General features: G+C 68.0%; 1 protein-coding gene and 1 pseudogene. Both read left to right on the top strand.

The window, feature by feature from the left end; all coding sequences use genetic code 11:
• On the top strand, positions 1–14,619 hold a 14,619-nt coding region (locus ALI144C_RS57525), incomplete at its 5' end, for a type I polyketide synthase (protein ID WP_269086681.1).
• Between the two features lie 71 nt (positions 14,620–14,690).
• A pseudogene (locus ALI144C_RS17230) lies at positions 14,691–19,220 on the top strand (beta-ketoacyl synthase N-terminal-like domain-containing protein); the annotation flags it as partial.
• Between the last annotated feature and the right edge of the window lie 24 nt (positions 19,221–19,244).

Raw genomic sequence — 19,244 nt, 5'->3', positions numbered from 1 at the left:
GATCCGGGGTTTTTTGGGATTTCGCCGCGTGAGGCGGTGGCGATGGATCCGCAGCATCGGTTGTTGTTGGAGACCTCATGGGAGGCTCTTGAGAACGCCGGGATTGACCCGAGGTTGGTGCGGGGCAGCAAGACTGGTGTTTTTGCTGGGGTGATGTATCACGACTATGCCTCGGTTGTGGAGAACTCGGTCGAGCAGGTCGAAGGATTCATGGGGACCGGCGGCAGCATCGCTTCCGGCCGTGTTTCCTACACCTTCGGGTTCGAAGGCCCAGCGGTCACGGTCGACACAGCGTGTTCCTCGTCGCTGGTCGCGCTGCACCTGGCGGCGCAAGCGTTGCGGCAGGGCGAGTGCAGTCTGGCGTTGGCCGGTGGCGTCACCGTCATGGCCACTCCGGACACGTTCGTGGACTTCAGCCGTCAGCGCGGGTTGTCCGCCGACGGCCGTTGTAAGGCTTTCTCCAGCACCGCCGACGGCACCGGCTGGGGCGAGGGCGTCGGCATGCTGCTGGTTGAGCGGCTGTCGGATGCTCAGCGGCTGGGGCACCCGATCCTCGCGGTGGTACGAGGTTCGGCGATCAACCAGGACGGCGCTTCGAACGGGCTCACCGCGCCGAATGGCCCGTCGCAGCAGCGGGTCATCCGCCAGGCCCTGGCCAATGCCGGTGTTGCCGCGTCCGAAGTGGACGTTGTGGAGGCGCACGGCACTGGCACGGTCCTCGGTGACCCGATCGAGGCGCAGGCTCTGCTGGCCACCTACGGCCAGGAACGCGCAGAACCGCTGTGGCTCGGGTCGATCAAGTCCAACATCGGACACACCCAAGCCGCGGCCGGTGTCGCTGGTGTGATCAAGATGGTGCAGGCCATGCGCCACGGCAGCCTGCCGAGGACCCTCCACGTCGACGAGCCCACACCACACGTCGACTGGACCGAAGGCAACGTCGAACTGCTCACCGAGCCGCGTGCTTGGGAGACCGACGGCCGTCCGCGTCGGGCTGGTGTGTCGTCGTTCGGCATCAGTGGCACGAACGCTCACGTCATCCTTGAACAGGCGCCGGATGGTCCGGCGGTGCAGACGGCGGTTGCCACCGGGGTTGTGCCGTGGGTGCTGTCGGGCAAGAGCCCGGAAGCGGTGCGGGCCCAGGCCGTCAAGCTGAAGGCACTGCTCACCGACGATGTGTCGGTCTCCGCAGTCGATGTGGCTCACTCGCTGTTGACCAGCCGCTCCGCGTTCGCCCATCGTGCAGCTGTCGTGGGCAGTTCCCGGGATGAGCTGTTGGCTGGGTTGGACTCCGTTGATGTGGTTGGTGGGTCTGGCCGGGTTGGTGTGGTGTTCACCGGTCAGGGTGCGCAGTGGGCTGGGATGGCTGCTGGCCTGTATGGCCGGTTCCCGGTGTTCACCGAAACCGTGGACGAGATCTGCGGTCTGATGGGCCTCGATCCCACTGTCGTCACTGACTCGACTGCGGTCGTGGATCCGACTGGGACTGCGCAGCGGGTGTTGTTCATGGTTGAGGTGGCGTTGTGGCGCCAGTTGCAGGCTTGGGGTTTGCAGGCCGAAGCGGTGGCGGGGCATTCGGTGGGTGAGATCGCCGCTGCCCATGTCGCTGGGGTTTTGTCCCTTGAGAACGCGTGTGCGCTTGTCTCTGCGCGGGCTCGGTTGATGCAGGCGTTGCCCGAGGGCGGCGCGATGGTGTCGGTGGCCGCGAGCGAGGACACCGTGACCCCGTTGCTGGTGGACGGTGTCTCGATTGCCGCAGTGAATGGCCCGGCCTCAGTCGTGTTGTCCGGCCTGGAGGCCGCAGTCAACCAGGTCGCCGGGGCTCTGACGGAACAGGGCGTGAAGACTCGCGAGTTGCGTGTCAGTCATGCGTTCCACTCGGCGTTGATGGAGCCGATGCTGGCGGACTTCGCTCACGCGATCTCGGGGATCGAGTTCGGAACACCGAGTCTCAACGGGGTTTCGACGGTGACCGGTGCGGCGATCACAGGTGAGTGGCGTGACCCGGGCTACTGGGTGAATCAGGTCAGGGAGCCTGTCCGGTTCGCGGATGCCATCACGACTCTGGCCACCAGCGCGAGTACGGTTTTGGAGATCGGGCCGGACGCGGTGTTGTCGGCGATGGGTCCGGACAACGTCTCCGACGACGTGGTGTTCATACCGACGTTACGCCGGGGGCGTGACACCGAGGTTGAGCTTGTGCGGGCGTTGGCGCGTTTGCACACCTATGGCGTGGCCGTGGACTGGGCGGCTTTCTTCGCGCCTTACGGTCCGGTTCGGGTTGACCTGCCGACGTACGCATTCCAGCGACAGAGGTTCTGGCCGTCGGTGATGCCGTCGCGTGGTGACGCGTCGGGCTTGGGTATGGGCGCGGTGGAGCATCCGTTGTTGGGTGCGGTGATGGCTTCGGCGGAGTCGGACCGGGTGGTGCTCTCCGGTCGGGTTTCGTTGCGTGAGCAGTCCTGGCTCGGGGATCACGTGGTCGCCGGTGTTGTGTTGTTGCCGGGGACCGCGTTCGTTGAGATGGCGGTGCGGGCTGGCGATGAGGTCGGGTGTGACCTGGTCGAGGAGTTGACCCTGCAGGCCCCGCTTGCTCTGTCCGACTCCGGCGCGGTGCACTTGCAGGTCATCGTCGGCGAGCCTGACCCGACCGGCCGTCGCGGTGTCGACGTGTACTCACGGCCGGAAGACAGCGTTCAGCAGGAGTGGACCCACCACGCCACCGGCGCCCTGACCAGCGGCAGTGCGGACGCGGGCGCGGGGTTGACCGAGTGGCCGCCTGCCGGGGCCGTGCCGGTCTCGCTGGACGGCTTCTACGAAGGCCTCGCCGCGGACGGGCTCGCATACGGTCCGGTGTTCCAAGGCGTCCAGGCTGCATGGCGTCGCGGCGACGATCTCTTCGCGGAGGTCGCCCTTGATGATTCCGTCAGTGCGGGCGCGCGTGCCTTCGGCATTCATCCGGCCCTCTTCGACGCCGCCCTGCACACCTTGATCCTGCGGGCGGGCGAAGCCGACGACGCGGGCCCCGCGTTGCCGTTCTCCTGGAACGGGGTCGCGTTGAAGGCCAGTGGCGCGTCCAGGCTGCGAGTCCACGCGCGGGCCGACGGCGCTCTGCTGCTGGCTGACAGCACAGGCGCGGAACTGGCCACAGTGGATACGCTGGTCACACGCGTGATCGACACCGAGTCCCTGCACACTCCGGTCGGCACGGAATCCGTGTTCACCGTCGAGTGGACCCCTGTGCCGACTGTTGTCGCTGGCAGCGAGGTCGCGGCCACGTTGCTGCGCGCTACCGGCGTTCCAGGTTCGGCCGACATGGCGGAGTCCGTGCACGCCAGGACACTGTGGATGCTGGACGTGCTGCAGGAGTGGCTGCGCTCCGGCGAAGGTGTGCTGGTCGTGACCACGTCCGGTTCGGTCGCCGCGCTGGACGGTGACCGGGTGGTCGACCTCGCGGGCTCGAGTGTGTGGGGTCTCGTGCGGTCGGCCCAGTCGGAGAACCCGGACCGGTTCGTCCTGCTCGACACCGACATTCCCGACGTGGACATCGATCTAGCCGAGATCGTTGCCACGGGTGAGCCGCAGCTCGTCCTGCGCGACGGCGTCCTGCACGCCGCCCGCCTCACGCCCAGGGCAGCCACGGACATTACGACTCTGCCCGGCGACAGGCAGGGATGGCGTCTGGACGTGGTGGATCAGGGCTCACTGGAGGGCGTGGGCGTCGTCGGTCAGGCCGTTGACGACCTGCTATGGGGCCAGGTTCGGATCTCGGTTCGTGCCGCCGGTGTGAACTTCCGGGACGCGCTGAACGTGTTGGGGATGTACCCGGGCGACGCGGGCCGGATGGGTTACGAGGGCGCGGGTGTGGTGCTCGAGGTCGGGCCGGGTGTGACTGGGCTGGCCGTGGGCGATCGCGTCATGGGTTTGCTGGAGGGGGCGTTCGCACCCGAGGCGGTGGTGGACGCCCGCATGTTGGTGGGAGTGCCGCGCGGCTGGTCGTTCGCGGAGGCGGCCGCCACTCCGTTGGTGTTCTTGACGGCGTACTACGCGTTGGTGGACTTGGCGGGGCTTGCCGCGGGTGAGTCCGTGCTGATCCACGCGGCTGCCGGTGGTGTGGGGATGGCCGCGACCCAGATCGCCGGGTTCCTGGGCGCGGAAGTCTTCGCCACGGCGAGCCAGGCCAAGCAGTATGTGTTGCGGGACGCCGGGATCGCTCCGGAGCGGGTCGCGTCGTCCCGTGATCTCGCCTTCGAGCAGCAGTTCCTCGCTGCGACCGGTGGTCGTGGCGTGGACGTCGTGCTGGACTCGTTGGCGCGTGAGTTCGTGGACGCCTCGCTGCGGCTGCTGCCGGGCGGTGGCCGGTTCATCGAGATGGGCAAGACCGACATCCGGGAACCGGGTCAAGTCGCGGCGGCGCACCCGGGAGTTCGGTACCGGTCGTTCGACCTGATCGAGGCAGGCCCAGACCGTATCCAGGAAATGCTTGGGGCGCTGCGGGACTTGTTCGAGTCGGGCGCGCTGCGGCCGTTGCCGCTGACGGTGTGGGACATGGCCCAGGTGTCGCAGGCGCTGCGGTACGTCTCGCAGGCTCGGCACGTGGGCAAGGTCGTGCTGACACGCGGGCAGAGCATCGATCCGCAGGGCACGGTGTTGATCACGGGCGCGTCGGGCACCCTGGGCGGGTTGGTGGCCCGTCACATGGTCATCGAACATCACGCTCGGCACTTGTTGTTGGTGAGCCGTCGTGGTGGTGACGCGCCCGGCGCCGACGAATTGCGGTCGGAGTTGGCAGGCCTGGGCGCCTCGGTCACGGTCGTGGCATGTGACGTGGCTGATCGTGGTCAGCTGGTTGGCGCGTTGGGAATGGTGGATCCGGCGCACCCGTTGACCGCCGTGATCCACACCGCAGGCGTGGTGGCCGATGGCGTACTGGAGTCGTTGACGCCTGACCAGGTGGAAAAGGTGCTGCGGCCGAAGGTCGACGGTGCGTGGAACCTGCATGAGCTGACCGCACAGGACGACCTGGCTCAGTTCGTGCTGTTCTCCTCCGCAGCGGGGATGTTCGGCAACGCCGGACAGGCCAACTACGCGGCGGCGAACACGTTCCTCGACACCCTTGCCGCTCACCGGACCGCGCAGGGCCTGCCCGGAACCTCGATGGCGTGGGGTTTGTGGCAGAGCGGCATGGGCGACGCGCTCGACGAAGGCGACGTGCGCCGCCTGGCCCGCACCGGCCGTGCCATCACCGACGAGGAAGGCATGGCCCTCTTCGACCTGGGTATGGCCTCGCCTGACGCTGAACTCGCGTTGATCCACCTGGACCCCTCGGTGTTGCGGGACCAGGGCGGGGTTCCGGCCTTGCTGCGCGGGTTGGTGCGTACGCCGCAACGGCGGATCGCCCAGGCCGGGACCGACGAGGTGACGTTGCCGCAGCGGTTGGCTGGGCTTGACGAGCAGGGGCAGCAGCAGTTGCTGATGGACCTGGTCCTCGCCGAGGTGGCCGGGGTGCTGGGCTATGCCGCGTCGGCGACGGTGGATCCGAGCAGCCTGTTCAAGGAGCTCGGGTTCGATTCGTTGACCGCGGTCGAGTTGCGCAACCGCGTTGCCGCGGTGGCAGGCGTACGGCTACCGGCGACGTTGGTGTTCGACTACCCGACCCCGATTGCCCTGGTCACCCACCTGCGCTCCGAACTCGGTGTCGCCGTGGCCCCTGTCGCGCCCGACGCGGTCGTGACTGCCGGGTTCAGTGACGAACCCATCGCGATCGTCGGAATGGCCTGCCGGTTCCCCGGTGGGGTGAACACGCCGGACGACCTGTGGAACCTGCTGGTCTCGGGCACCGACGCGATGAGCGGCTTCCCGTCGGACCGCGGCTGGGACCTCGAGAACCTCTACGACCCGGAAGCCTCACGGCCGGGAACGTCGTACACGCGGCATGGCGGATTCCTGCACGACGCGGCGCACTTCGACCCGGACTTCTTCGGGATCAGCCCGCGGGAAGCCATCGCCATGGACCCACAGCAGCGGCTGTTGCTGGAAACCGCGTGGGAAAGCATCGAACACGCCGGTATCGACCCCACGACCCTCCGTGGCTCCGACACCGGTGTGTTCGCCGGGATGATCTACCACGACTACGGAACGCGGCTCAACGACGTGCCCGAGGAGGTCGAAGGGTACCTCGGCACCGGCACGTCCGGCGGTGTCGCTTCGGGCCGTGTTTCCTACACGTTCGGGTTCGAGGGTCCTGCGGTGACGGTGGATACGGCGTGTTCGTCGTCGTTGGTGGCGTTGCACTGGGCGGTCCAGTCTCTGCGTAGTGGTGAGTGCAGTCTGGCGTTGGCCGGTGGTGTGACGGTCATGGCCGCGCCCGACACCTTCATCGAGTTCAGCCGTCAGCGCGGTTTGGCCGCCGACGGCCGGTGCAAGGCGTTCGCTGGTGCCGCGGATGGGACTGGTTGGGGTGAGGGTGTCGGCATGCTGCTGGTGGAGCGGTTGTCGGATGCTCAGCGGTTGGGGCATCGGGTTTTGGCGGTGGTGCGGGGTTCGGCGATCAATCAGGATGGTGCGTCGAATGGTTTGACGGCGCCGAATGGTCCGTCGCAGCAGCGGGTGATCCGGCAAGCCCTGGCGAACGCGGGTGTCTCGGCGTCTGAAGTGGACGTTGTCGAAGCACATGGAACGGGCACCACCTTGGGTGACCCGATCGAAGCACAGGCCTTGTTGGCCACCTACGGCCGGGATCGTACTGAGCCGTTGTGGTTGGGGTCGATCAAGTCGAACATCGGTCATACGCAGGCTGCGGCTGGTGTGGCTGGTGTGATCAAGATGGTGCAGGCGATGCGGCATGGCGTGTTGCCGCAGACGTTGCATGTCGATGAGCCGACGCCGCATGTGGACTGGGCTGAAGGCAACATCGAGTTGCTGACCGGTGCGCGGGTCTGGGAGTCGGGTCGTCCGCGTCGGGCGGGTGTGTCGTCGTTCGGGTTCAGTGGCACGAACGCGCACGTGATCCTGGAGCAGGCGCCGGAGGTGTCGTCGGCGGCGGTTGCTGAACCGGTTGTTGCCGGTGTGGTGCCGTGGGTGTTGTCGGGCAAGAGTCCGGAAGCTGTGTTGTCGCAGGCTCTGCGGTTGCGGTCGTTTGTGGAGGACCGCCCTGAGTTGTCCGTGGTGGATGTGGCCTATTCGCTAGCGACTTCGCGTGTGGCCATGGATCAGAGGGCCGCTGTTGTAGGCCCTACGCGTGAGGAGCTTCTGTTTGGCTTGGCCTCCATGGACGTGGTCGGTGGTTCTGGCCGGGTTGGTGTGGTGTTCACGGGCCAGGGTGCGCAGTGGGCTGGGATGGCTGCTGGGTTGTATGGCCGGTTTGCGGTGTTCACGGAGGCTGTGGACGAGATCTGTGCCCTGATGGGCCTGGAGCCGTCGGTGGTGACTGATCCGGATGCGGTGGTCGATCCGACCGGGGTCGCGCAGCGGGTGTTGTTCATGGTCGAAGTGGCTTTGTGGCGGCAGTTGCAGGCTTGGGGTTTGAAGGTTGAGGTTGTCGCGGGGCATTCGGTGGGTGAGATCGCGGCTGCTCATGTGGCTGGGGTTTTGTCGCTTGAGGATGCGTGTGTGTTGGTGTCTGCGCGGGCTCGGTTGATGCAGGCGTTGCCTGAGGGTGGCGCGATGGTCGCTGTCGCTGCCGGTGAGGACACTGTTACTCCGCTGTTGGTGGAGGGTGTGTCGATCGCGGCGATCAACGGCCCGGCCTCGGTGGTGCTTTCTGGCATTGAGTCTGTTGTGGACCGGGTTGCCAGTGCTCTGGCGGATCAAGGTGTGAAGACTCGCAGGTTGCGGGTGAGTCATGCGTTCCATTCGGCGTTGATGGAGCCGATGTTGGCGGACTTCGCTGACGCGATTTCGGGTATCGAGTTCGGGATACCGTGTCTCGCTGGGGTTTCCACGGTGACCGGTGCGGTGGTCACGGATGAGTGGAGCGACCCGGGTTATTGGGTGCGTCAGGTTCGTGAGCCGGTGCGGTTTGCTGATGCTGTCAAGGCTCTTGACACTGGCGTGGTCCTGGAGATCGGGCCGGACGCGGTGTTGTCGGCGATGGGACCGGACAGCGTCTCCGACGACGTCGTCTGCATGCCGACCTTGCGGCGCAACCGTGACACCGAGATCGACCTGGTCCAGGCGTTGGCGCGGCTGCACACCCACGGGGTGACCGTGGACTGGGAGGCGTTCTTCGCGCCGTTCCACCCGATGCTGGTCGAGCTGCCGACCTACGCGTTCCAGCGCCAGCACTACTGGCTGGAGGCTGCGGCTCCGGTTGCCGCCGGTGACGGTGTGGACTCGGGCCTGTGGGAGGTCCTCGAGAACGGTGACGGCGAGTCTTTGTCGGACATGCTCGGTGTGGACAGTGCTGCACTGGATGTGGTTCTTCCCGCGTTGAGCCAGTGGCGTCAGCGCCGCAAAGAAACCTCCGTTGTGGACCGATTGGCCTACCACTCCGTGTGGCGACCGGCCAATATGCTTACCAGCAGCACTGTGCTCGCGGGCGACTGGCTCGTCCTGCACACCGGTGGCGGTGTGACGTGGGCCGAGCAGGTCGGCGCGACCGCCGTGACCGTGACCGCGGACCGCCAGGCGACGGCAGAGGCGATCAGCTCGGCAGTGGGTGAGCGGACGATCACCGGCGTGGTGTCGTTCCTGCCCAATGCCCCGTTGTCAGTGCTGGCGGTGCAGGCGTTGATGGACGCGGGTGTGCGGGCTCCGATGTGGATGGTCACCACCGGCGCTGTGTCGGTCGACGCTGGTGAGCGGATCGAGAACCTGACTCAGGCCGAGGTCTGGGGCGTCGGACGCACGGTCGCACTCGAGCACCCGAACCACTGGGGCGGGTTGATCGACCTGCCGGTTGGGGCTTCGGAACGGGTTTGGAGCCTGCTCACGACCGTGCTCGTGGCGGGATCGGAGTGTGAGGTCGCGCTTCGGGACTCGGGCGTGTACACGCGGCGTCTGGTTCCGGCCTCAGCCAAGGCGAACGAGCTGGAATGGTCCTGCAGCGGCACGGTTGTGGTAACAGGTGTGCTGGACGACGCGCTACGGGACTGGCTGTCGGACCGGGGTGCTGAGCACTTCGTGGTGATCGAAGATCCCTGTGACCGGGACGCGATCGTTGCGGCGTTGACGACAGTTCCGGCAGAGTCGCCGGTGTCCGCTGTGGTGCATGCGGCGGACGGCGTGGATGACGGTGTGCTGCAGTCGTTGACTGCGGAACAGGTCGAGGCCGTGTTGCAGGTCAAGGCCCGTCCGGCGTGGGACCTGCACGAGTTGACCCGGGACCTCGACCTGTCCGCGTTCGTGGTGTTCTCGTCGACGGCGGCGACTTTCGGGAGTGCGGGGCAGGCGAACTACGCCGCGGCGAGCGCGTTCCTGGATGCGTTGATGCAGCAGCGCCGGGCTGACGGGCTGCCGGGGACGTCGATCGCGTGGGGCCCGTGGGCCGACACAGGTGACGATGCTGTGCGGGCTCGGTTGCGTGAAAGTGGCATGAACACGCTGCCCGCCGAGCAGGTGTTGCCAGCATTGGGTCAGGCGCTTGACCGTAAGGAAGCCACGGTCACTGTTGCCGATGTGGACTGGTCGCGGTTCGTGGCGCAGTTCACCGCAGCGAACGCGCACAAGGTGTTCAATGAGCTGCCGGATGCGGTTGAGGCGGTGCGCGGGCTGACAACGGCTACTCGTGATCAGCTTGCGCGGCAGTTGCGTGACGCCGATGAGACTGAGCGAGGCCGCCTACTGGCGGACCTCGTTCGTACGAGCATCGCGCGGGTCCTCGGACACCGTGACGGCGCCGGTATCTCGTTCACCAGGCCGTTCACGGACTTGGGCTTCACGTCACTGTCCGCGGTGGAGTTCCGCAACCAGATGTGGGTTTCGACCGGGCTGCAGTTGCCCGCCACGCTGGTTTTCGACTACCCGACACCCGAAGCGCTCGTCGAAATGCTCGCCGGACAGTTGCTGGGTGAAGCCCGGCAGGCGACGGAAGTCCCGGTCACCGCCGCCGTGCTCGACGAGCCGGTGGTGATCGTGGGGATGGCGTGCCGTTACCCGGGTGGGGTGTTCTCGCCTGAGGGTCTGTGGGATCTGGTGGCGTCCGGGACGGATGCGATCTCGATGTTTCCGACCGACCGCGGCTGGGACGTCGAGAACCTGTATGACCCGGAGCTGTCGCGTGCGGGGACGTCGTACACGCGGCATGGCGGATTCCTGCACGAGGCGGCGGAGTTCGACGCGGAGTTCTTCGGGATCAGCCCGCGGGAGGCCACCGCGATGGACCCGCAGCAGCGGCTGTTGCTGGAGACCTCGTGGGAGGCGTTGGAGCGTGCGGGGATAGACCCGGCGTCGATTCGGGGGAGCCGGACCGGTGTGTTCACCGGTGTCGCGTACCACGACTACGGGACCCGGTTGAGCGAAGTCCCCGAGGAGTTCGAGGGGTACCTCGGCACCGGCAGTTCGAGCAGTGTGGTGTCGGGCCGGGTGTCGTACACCTTCGGGTTCGAAGGCCCAGCGGTCACGGTCGACACGGCGTGTTCCTCGTCGCTGGTCGCGTTGCATCTGGCGGTGCAGGCTCTGCGGCAGGGCGAGTGCAGCCTGGCGCTGGCCGGTGGTGTGACGGTCATGGCCACACCACACACGTTTGTGGACTTCAGTCGTCAGCGTGGTCTGTCGGCTGATGGCCGGTGCAAGGCGTTCTCGGCCGCTGCCGATGGCACCGGCTGGGGTGAGGGTGTGGGCATGCTGCTGGTGGAGCGGCTGTCGGATGCTCAGCGGCTGGGGCACCCGATCCTTGCGGTGGTACGGGGTTCGGCGATCAACCAGGACGGCGCGTCGAATGGTCTGACGGCGCCGAACGGACCGTCGCAGCAGCGGGTGATCATGCAGGCGTTGGCGAACGCCGGTATCGCTCCCTCCGAAGTGGACGCGGTCGAAGCCCACGGCACGGGCACCACCCTGGGTGATCCGATCGAGGCACAGGCACTGCTGGCGACCTACGGCCAGGACCGCGGCGAACCGCTGTGGCTGGGGTCGTTGAAGTCGAACATCGGGCACGCGCAGGCCGCCGCGGGTGTCGGCGGTGTGATCAAGATGGTGCAGGCCATGCGCCACGGCGTCCTGCCGAGGACCTTGCACGTCGACGAGCCGACACCGCACGTGGACTGGGCGAGCGGTGCGGTGCGGTTGCTGACTGAGCAGCGCGCCTGGGACACCGACGGCCGTCCTCGCCGGGCGGGTGTGTCGTCGTTCGGGTTCAGTGGCACGAACGCTCACGTGATCATCGAGCAGCCTCCGGTGACAGCCGCGGTGGAGACGCAGGTTTCCGCTGTCGTGCCGTGGGTGTTGTCGGGCAAGAGCCCGGAGGCGGTGCTGTCGCAGGCTCTACGGCTGCGGTCGTTTGTGGAGGACCGCCCTGAGTTGTCCGCGGTGGATGTGGCCTACTCGCTAGCGACTTCGCGTGTGGCCATGGATCAGAGGGCCGCTGTTGTAGGGCCTACGTGTGAGGATCTGCTGGCGGGCCTGACGACGGTTGATGTGGTGGGTGGGTCTGGTCGGGTCGGTGTGGTGTTTACCGGTCAGGGTGCTCAGTGGGCTGGGATGGCTGCGGGGTTGTATGGCCGGTTCGAGGTGTTCACCGAGGCTGTGGACGAGATCTGTGCCCTGATGGGCCTGGAGCCGTCGGTGGTGACTGACCCGGATGCGGTCGTTGATCCCACGGGGATCGCGCAGCGGGTGCTGTTCATGGTCGAGGTGGCTTTGTGGCGGCAGTTGCAGGCGTGGGGTCTCAAGGCTGAGGTGGTTGCGGGTCACTCGGTTGGTGAGATCGCTGCGGCTCATGTCGCTGGGGTTCTCTCTCTGGAAGGCGCGTGTTCGTTGGTGTCGGCCAGGGCGAAGTTGATGCAGGCGTTGCCTGAGGGTGGCGTGATGGTCGCTGTTGCCGCCAGCGAGGACACAGTTGCCCCACTTCTGGTCGAGGGCGTGTCGATCGCTGCGGTGAACGGTCCGGCTTCGGTGGTGTTGTCGGGTCTTGAGTCTGCGGTTGACCAGGTTGTCGCCGTGTTGGATGTGAAGACTCGTAGGTTGCGGGTGAGTCATGCGTTCCATTCGGCGTTGATGGAGCCGATGTTGGGCGAGTTCGCTGAGGCGATCTCGGGTATCGAGTGGGGGACACCGAGTCTCCGCGGTGTTTCGACCGTTACTGGTGCGGCGGTCACGAGTGAGTGGGGCGACCCGGGCTATTGGGTACGGCAGGTTCGCGAGCCGGTTCGGTTCGCTGATGCCGTGGCGAACCTCGGTGTGAACACTGTTCTGGAGATCGGGCCGGATGCGGTGTTGTCGGCGATGGGACCGGACAACGTCGCCTTCATCCCGACCCTGCGTCGGGGGCGTGACACTGAGACTGAACTTGTGCAGGCGTTGGCGCGTTTGCACACCCACGGCGTGACCGTGGATTGGGTTGCGTTCTTCGCGCCCTACAAGCCGAACCGGGTCGACCTGCCCACGTACGCGTTCCAGCGGCAGCACTACTGGCTGGACGGCACAGGTTCCGTTGCCGCTGGTGACGGTGTGGATTCCAGGCTTTGGGACGTCCTTGAGAACGGCGACGGCACCTCGTTGTCGGACGTGCTCGGTGTGGACAGTGCGGCGCTGGATGTGGTTCTGCCCGCGCTGACACAGTGGCGTCAGCGCCGCAAGGAAACGTCTGTCGTGGACGGATGGGCGTACCACGCCGTCTGGCGCCGTACCACCTCAAGCAGTGCCACGCTCACGGGCGACTGGCTCGTCCTGCACACCGGCGACGGCGCCGAGTGGGCTGAACAGGTCGGCGCGACCACGGTGACAGTCACGACCGACCGGCGAACCACAGCCGAGGCCATCACCACGGCGGTGCAGCAGCGGACGATCACCGGCGTGGTGTCGTTCCTGCCGGACGCGGTGTTGTCGGTGGTGGCGGTACAGGCGTTGGTGGACGCGGGGATACGGGCTCCGTTGTGGATGGTCACCGCCGGGGCGGTCTCGGTCGACGCGGACGACCGCGTCGAGAACCTGACTCAGGCCGAGGTCTGGGGCGTCGGACGCAGCGTCGCGATCGAGTACCCGAACCAATGGGGTGGACTGATCGACCTGCCCGCCAACCCCACCGCGCGGGCGCTGGCCGCGCTCACCAGTGCGGTCGCGGACACCACCGAAGGCGAGGTCGCGATCCGTACGGCCGGGACCTACGTGCGGCGCCTGGTGCCTGCTCCGGCCGACGGCGGTGCCGAGTTCTCCCTCAGCGGGACCGTGCTCGTCACCGGCGGCACCGGTGCGCTGGCCGGGTATCTCGGTGACTGGCTCGTCGAACGCGGCACCGAACACGTGCTGCTGGCGAGTCGGCGCGGCCAGGACGCCCCCGGGGTGGGCGAACTCGTGGCCAGATTGGCGAAGACGGGCATGCTGGTGTCCGTCGCCGCGTGCGACGTGTCCGATCGTGACTCGGTGGCCGCGTTGCTGGCCGGGATTCCGGCCGAGTACCCGCTGACCGGTGTTGTGCACGCGGCGGGCGTGCTCGACGACGGCGTGCTGGACTCGCTCACCCCGGAACGGGTGGCAGCCGTGCTGCGGGCCAAGTCCGTGGCGGCCTGGCACCTGCACGAGTTGACGAAGGACCACGGGCTGTCGGCGTTCGTGATGTACTCGTCCATCGCGGCCACCTTCGGCAGCGCCGGGCAGGCGAACTACGCCGCCGCCAACGCGTTCCTGGACGCGCTGGCCGAGCAACGCCGTGCGGACGGCTTGGCCGCGACCACGATCTCGTGGGGGCCGTGGACCGACGGCATGGCCGCCCGTGGCGATGTGCAGAGCCGGTTGCGTGCGGGCGGGATGAACACGCTCGACCCGGCCAAGGCGATGTCCGCGCTGGGTCGCGCGCTCGGCCGGGGCGACGTCACGGTCACTGTCGCCGACATCGACTGGGCGCGGTTCCTGCCGACCATGGGCGCGGTGGGAGACAACGGGCTGTACGACGAACTGCCACAGGTCAAGGCGCTGAACGCCACTACCGCGCAGTCGGTGGCGGCCGAACCGGACCTGATCGCCCGGCTCGGGAGTGCGTCCGCGGCCGAGCGCGAACGTCTCCTGCTTGATCTGGTGCGCACGCACGCGGCAGCGACACTCGGTCACGACGGGCCTGAGACGGTCGGGCCGGACCGGGCGTTCAGCGAACTCGGGTTCGACTCGCTCGGGGCGGTGGAGTTCCGCAACCGCATGGACAAGGCGTGCGGGGTCGAGTTGCCGACGACGATGATCTTCGACTACCCGACGCCCAAGGCGTTGGTGGCGTACCTGCACGACGAGCTCTTCGGGCCGGACGAGCCGGTCGGCGGCGGATCGGTGCTCGCCGAGCTGGATCGGCTGGAGACCGCGATGTCCGCTGTGGACAGTGCGGTCGTCGATCCGGACCAGGTGGCCGCCCGGCTGCGGTCGATGCTCACGGTGTGGACCGAACGGCACCGCGAACAGGGCGACAGCGACATCGAATCGGCGAGCGCCGACGACATCCTCGACATCCTCAAACAGGAATTCGGCAAGGACTGACACCCCCGAAGACCCCTGGCCCGAAGACCTCAGCCACCGAACAAGGAAGCGCACTCGTGGCAACTGACGAAAAGCTGCTCGAAAGCCTGAAATGGGCCACCGGCGAACTGCGGCAGGCACAGCGGCGCCTGCGCGCGTTCGAGAACCCGGAACCGGTGGCGATCGTGGCCATGAGCTGCCGGTTCCCCGGTGGGGTGCGGTCGCCGGAGGACCTGTGGCGGCTGGTCGAGTCCGGCACGGACGCCATCGGCTCCTTCCCGGCCGACCGCGGCTGGGACCTGGACGCGCTCTACCACCCGGACCCGGACAACCCCGGCACCAGCTACACCGCGTCCGGCGGGTTCGTCGACGCCACCGAGTTCGACCCCGGTTTCTTCGGCATCCCGCCACGTGAAGCCCTCGCGCTGGACCCGCAGCAGCGACTGTTGCTGGAAACAGCGTGGGAGGTGTTCGAACGCGCGGGCATCGCGGCCGACTCGCTCGTGGGCAGCCGGACCGGTGTCTTCGTCGGCACGAACGGCCAGGACTACGTGGAACTGGCCGCGGGCTCGAAGGAAGACCTGGCGGGCTACGTCGGAACCGGCAACGCGGCGAGCATGGTGTCCGGCCGACTGTCCTATGTGTTCGGGTTGGAAGGGCCGTCGGTCAGCCTCGACACCGCGTGCTCATCGTCGCTGGTCGCACTGCACTGGGCGGTGGAGGCGCTGCGACGTAACGAATGCGCGCTCGCTCTCGTCGGGGCGGCCACGGTGATGGCCACGCCGAACGCGTTCCTGGAGTTCAGCCGTCAGCGCGGGTTGGCGCCGGACGGCCGGTGCAAGGCGTTCGCCGCGGCGGCGGACGGGACCGGCTGGTCGGAAGGCGCGGGCATGCTCCTGGTGGAGCGACTGTCCGACGCCGAACGGCTCGGACACCCGGTGCTGGCCGTGGTGCGTGGCTCCGCGATCAACTCCGACGGCGCGAGCAACGGGATCACCGCGCCGAACGGGCCCTCGCAGCAGCGGGTGATCCGTGCGGCACTCGAGAACGCGCGGCTGTCCGCGGACCAGATCGACGCCGTGGAGGCCCACGGCACGGGCACCACGCTCGGCGACCCGATCGAGGCGCAGGCACTGCTCGCGACCTACGGCCAGGAGCGCGCGGGCGGGGAACCGTTGTGGCTGGGGTCGGTCAAGTCCAACATCGGGCACACGCAGGCGGCGGCCGGGCTCGCCGGGATCATCAAGATGGTGCAGGCGCTGCGTGTCGGAGTGCTTCCCCAGACTCTGCACGTCGACGAGCCCACCCCGCACGTCGCATGGGGATCGGGACAGGTGCGGCTGCTGACCGAGCAGCGCGGTTGGCCGGTGAACGATCGGCCACGGCGGGCGGCGGTGTCGTCGTTCGGGGTCAGCGGGACCAACGCGCACACCATTCTCGAGCAGGCTCCGGTGTCAACCACGACCGAACATGGATCCACTGTGGATGGAGCGGTGCCGTGGCTGGTTTCGGCCAAGTCCCGGGACGCCCTGTGTGCGCAGGCATCGTCCCTGCACGCGTGGCTGAGCGCCGAGACGGCCGACGTCGCCGACATCGGCTTCACCCTGGCGACTGGCCGGTCCGCGCTGGAACACCGCGCCGCGATCATCGGCACGGACCGGGACGCCCTCCTGACCGGTTTGTCAGCGCTGGCCGCCGACGCCCCCGCACCAGGGCTTGTGCGCGGGGTGGCGGACACCTCGGGCGACGTCGTGTTCGTCTTCCCCGGCCAGGGCTCGCAGTGGGCGGGCATGGCGGTGGATCTGCTGGATTCCGCGCCGCCGTTCGCCGAACGCATGGCCGACTGCGAACGCGCGCTGGCGCCGTACGTCGACTGGTCGGTGACCGAGGTGCTCCGCGGCACCGCGGGCGCGCCAGATCTGGACCATGTCGACGTGGTGCAGCCCGTGCTGTTCGCGGTGATGGTGTCGCTGGCCGCGCTGTGGCAGGCGCACGGCATTCACCCGGCCGCGGTCGTCGGCCACTCGCAGGGCGAGGTCGCGGCCGCGTGCGTGGCCGGTGCGCTCAGCTTGGCAGACGCGGCCAAGGTCAGCGCCTTGCGTGCCCGCGCGTTGACAGCGATCGACGGCGCGGGAGCGGTGTACTCGATCGCCCTGTCGGAGTCCACTGTGGTCAAACGACTGCGCGGCCGTGAGCACGTGATCTCGATCGCCACGATCAACGGCCCGGGTGCCGTTGTGGTCGCGGGCGATCCCGCCGCGCTGGCCGAGTTCGCCGACGAACTGCGCGCGGAGGACATCCGGGTGAAGCGGATTCCGGTCAACTTCGCCGCGCATTCCTGGCACGTCGAGCAGATCCGTGACGTCTTCGTCCCGTCCCTCACCGGGATCCGGCCGCAGGCGACAGAGATACCGTTCTTCTCCACTGTGACTGTGGGCTGGCTGGGCGGGGAGGACCTCGGCCCGGAGTACTGGTACCGCAACCTGCGGGAACCTGTGCAGTTCGCGCAGAGCACGAGTGCGCTGCTGGCCGAGGGGTTCGACCGGTTCGTCGACGTGAGCCCGCACCCGGTGCTCGCCGCCTCGATCCAGGATTCGATCGACCTCGGTGAGCGGCCTGCCGTGGTGGTCGGCAGCCTGCAGCGCGACGACGGCGGCTTCGAGCGGTTCCTCACGTCACTCGCCGAACTGCACGTGCGCGGCGGAAAACCGGACTTCCGCCGGGTGTTCGGCGACGCGGCGCGCTCGATCCCGTTGCCGACCTACCAGTTCACGCGGAAGCGGTTCTGGCCTGAGCCCACGCCGAAGCTCGTCGCCTCTCCGCTCGACGCACTGCGATACCGGCTGGCATGGCGCACGTTGCCGCCGCGGGCATCCCGTCCGCTCACCGGAACCTGGCTCCTGGTCGGCGGAGACGGCGACATCGGCCTCATCCTCGAAGCCGCAGGCGCCAAGGTGATCACGGTCCAGGCCGGTGACCGGGCAGCACTCGAAGCAGCTGGTGACGTCGCCGGTGTCGTCTCCCTGCTCGCTTTCGGTACGCGCGGGGCGGCCGCCACGGTGGAACTGGCCCAGGCGTTGGGCGACGCGGGCATCGACGCGCCACTGTGGATAGTGACCTCCGGTAGCGCCATGGACGTCGATCACGCACAGCTGTGGGGACTCGGCCGTGTCCTCGGCTGGGAACACCCGCACCGGTGGGGTGGCCTGGTGGACCTGCCCGACGAGTCGGCGTTCTCCGTGCTGCCCGAACTGTTGGCCCACGGCGGCGGCGAGGACCAGTTGGCCGTTCGCGACGGCCGTGTGCTCGCATGCAGGCTCGTCCGCGCGCCTGCTGCGACAACGGCCGCGCGGGACTGGAAGACCACGGGAACAGCGCTGATCGTCGGCGGAGACCAGGCGCTCGGCACGCACCTCGCGGACTGGCTCGCCGCCGCCGGAGCCACCCGGGTCGTGATCACCGACTGCGCCGAAACAGGGGAACACCGGACATCCTCGGGGGCGTTGCTGATCCGGTCCACTTGCGGCTCCGCCGACCGGGACGCCCTCGCCGCGCTGGTCGCCGACCTGCCCGAGCCGGTCGGCACGGCCGTGTACCTCAGCGGCTACCCCGAGCCGACCGCGGTGGAACGGATCGACGCGGACGCGTTCACCTCGGCCATCGACGGCAGTACGGCTTCCCTGCGCAACCTCGACGCGCTGTGCACGGGAACCCCGTTGGACGCGTTCATCGTGTTCTCCTCCAGTGGAGGCGTGTGGGACGGCGCCGGTCAGGCCGTTCGAGCAGCGGGCAACGCCGGGCTGGACGCCCTTGTCCGTCAACGCGTCGAACGGGGTGACACCGCGATCTCGGTCTCGCTCGGCCCCTGGCGCGGCAGCGACATGGTGCCGGACGAGGCCGCCGAACAGGACCTGCGCCGCCGCGGATTCCGGATGATGGCGCCCGAAACCGCGTTCGCCCTGCTCGGCAGGGCGCTCGCGGACCGGGAGACGGAACTCGCGGTCGCCGACATCGACTGGGCCACGTTCGCCCCGGTCTTCGCCGCTGCCCGGCCCCGGCCGCTGCTGGACGAGCTCGTGGAACGCGGCGCGACGCCGGACGAGGTCGAACCGGATTCCTCGGCACTGCAGACGAAACTGGCCGGGCTGAGCGAGTACGAACGCGAGACCCACGTACTCGACCTGGTCCGCGCCCAGACCGCGGCCGTGCTGGGCCACAGTGGACTCGACGCCATCACGGGCGGCCAGCCGTTCCGCGACATGGGCTTCGACTCGCTGGGCGCGGTCAAACTCCGCAACCAGCTCACTGCGGCGACAGGTATCCGCTTGTCCGCCACCGCCGTCTACGACCACCCCACGCCCAAGGAACTCGCGAAGGTCCTGTTGGCCGGGCTGGGCACCGAGACGTCAGGCGGTGAGGAACACCTGCTCAACCTGGTGGAACAGCTCGAGACAAGCGTCAGCGCGGTCGGCGAGGCCACGGCAAGGACTGTCACCGCGAGGTTGCAGACCCTGCTGACGAAGCTCGGCGGGACACAGCAGCAGAGTGCCGCCGAGCAGCTCGAATCCGCCAGCGACGACGAGCTCTTCGACTTCATCCACCGCGAACTCGGCAGGTCGTGACCGTGCCGTCCGTTCACCGATTCC

The organism is Actinosynnema sp. ALI-1.44, from assembly GCF_001984155.1.
Taxonomy (GTDB): domain Bacteria; phylum Actinomycetota; class Actinomycetes; order Mycobacteriales; family Pseudonocardiaceae; genus Kibdelosporangium.
The sequence above is the reverse complement of the archived record's forward strand: the minus strand, read 5'-3'. Positions and strand labels throughout refer to the sequence as shown.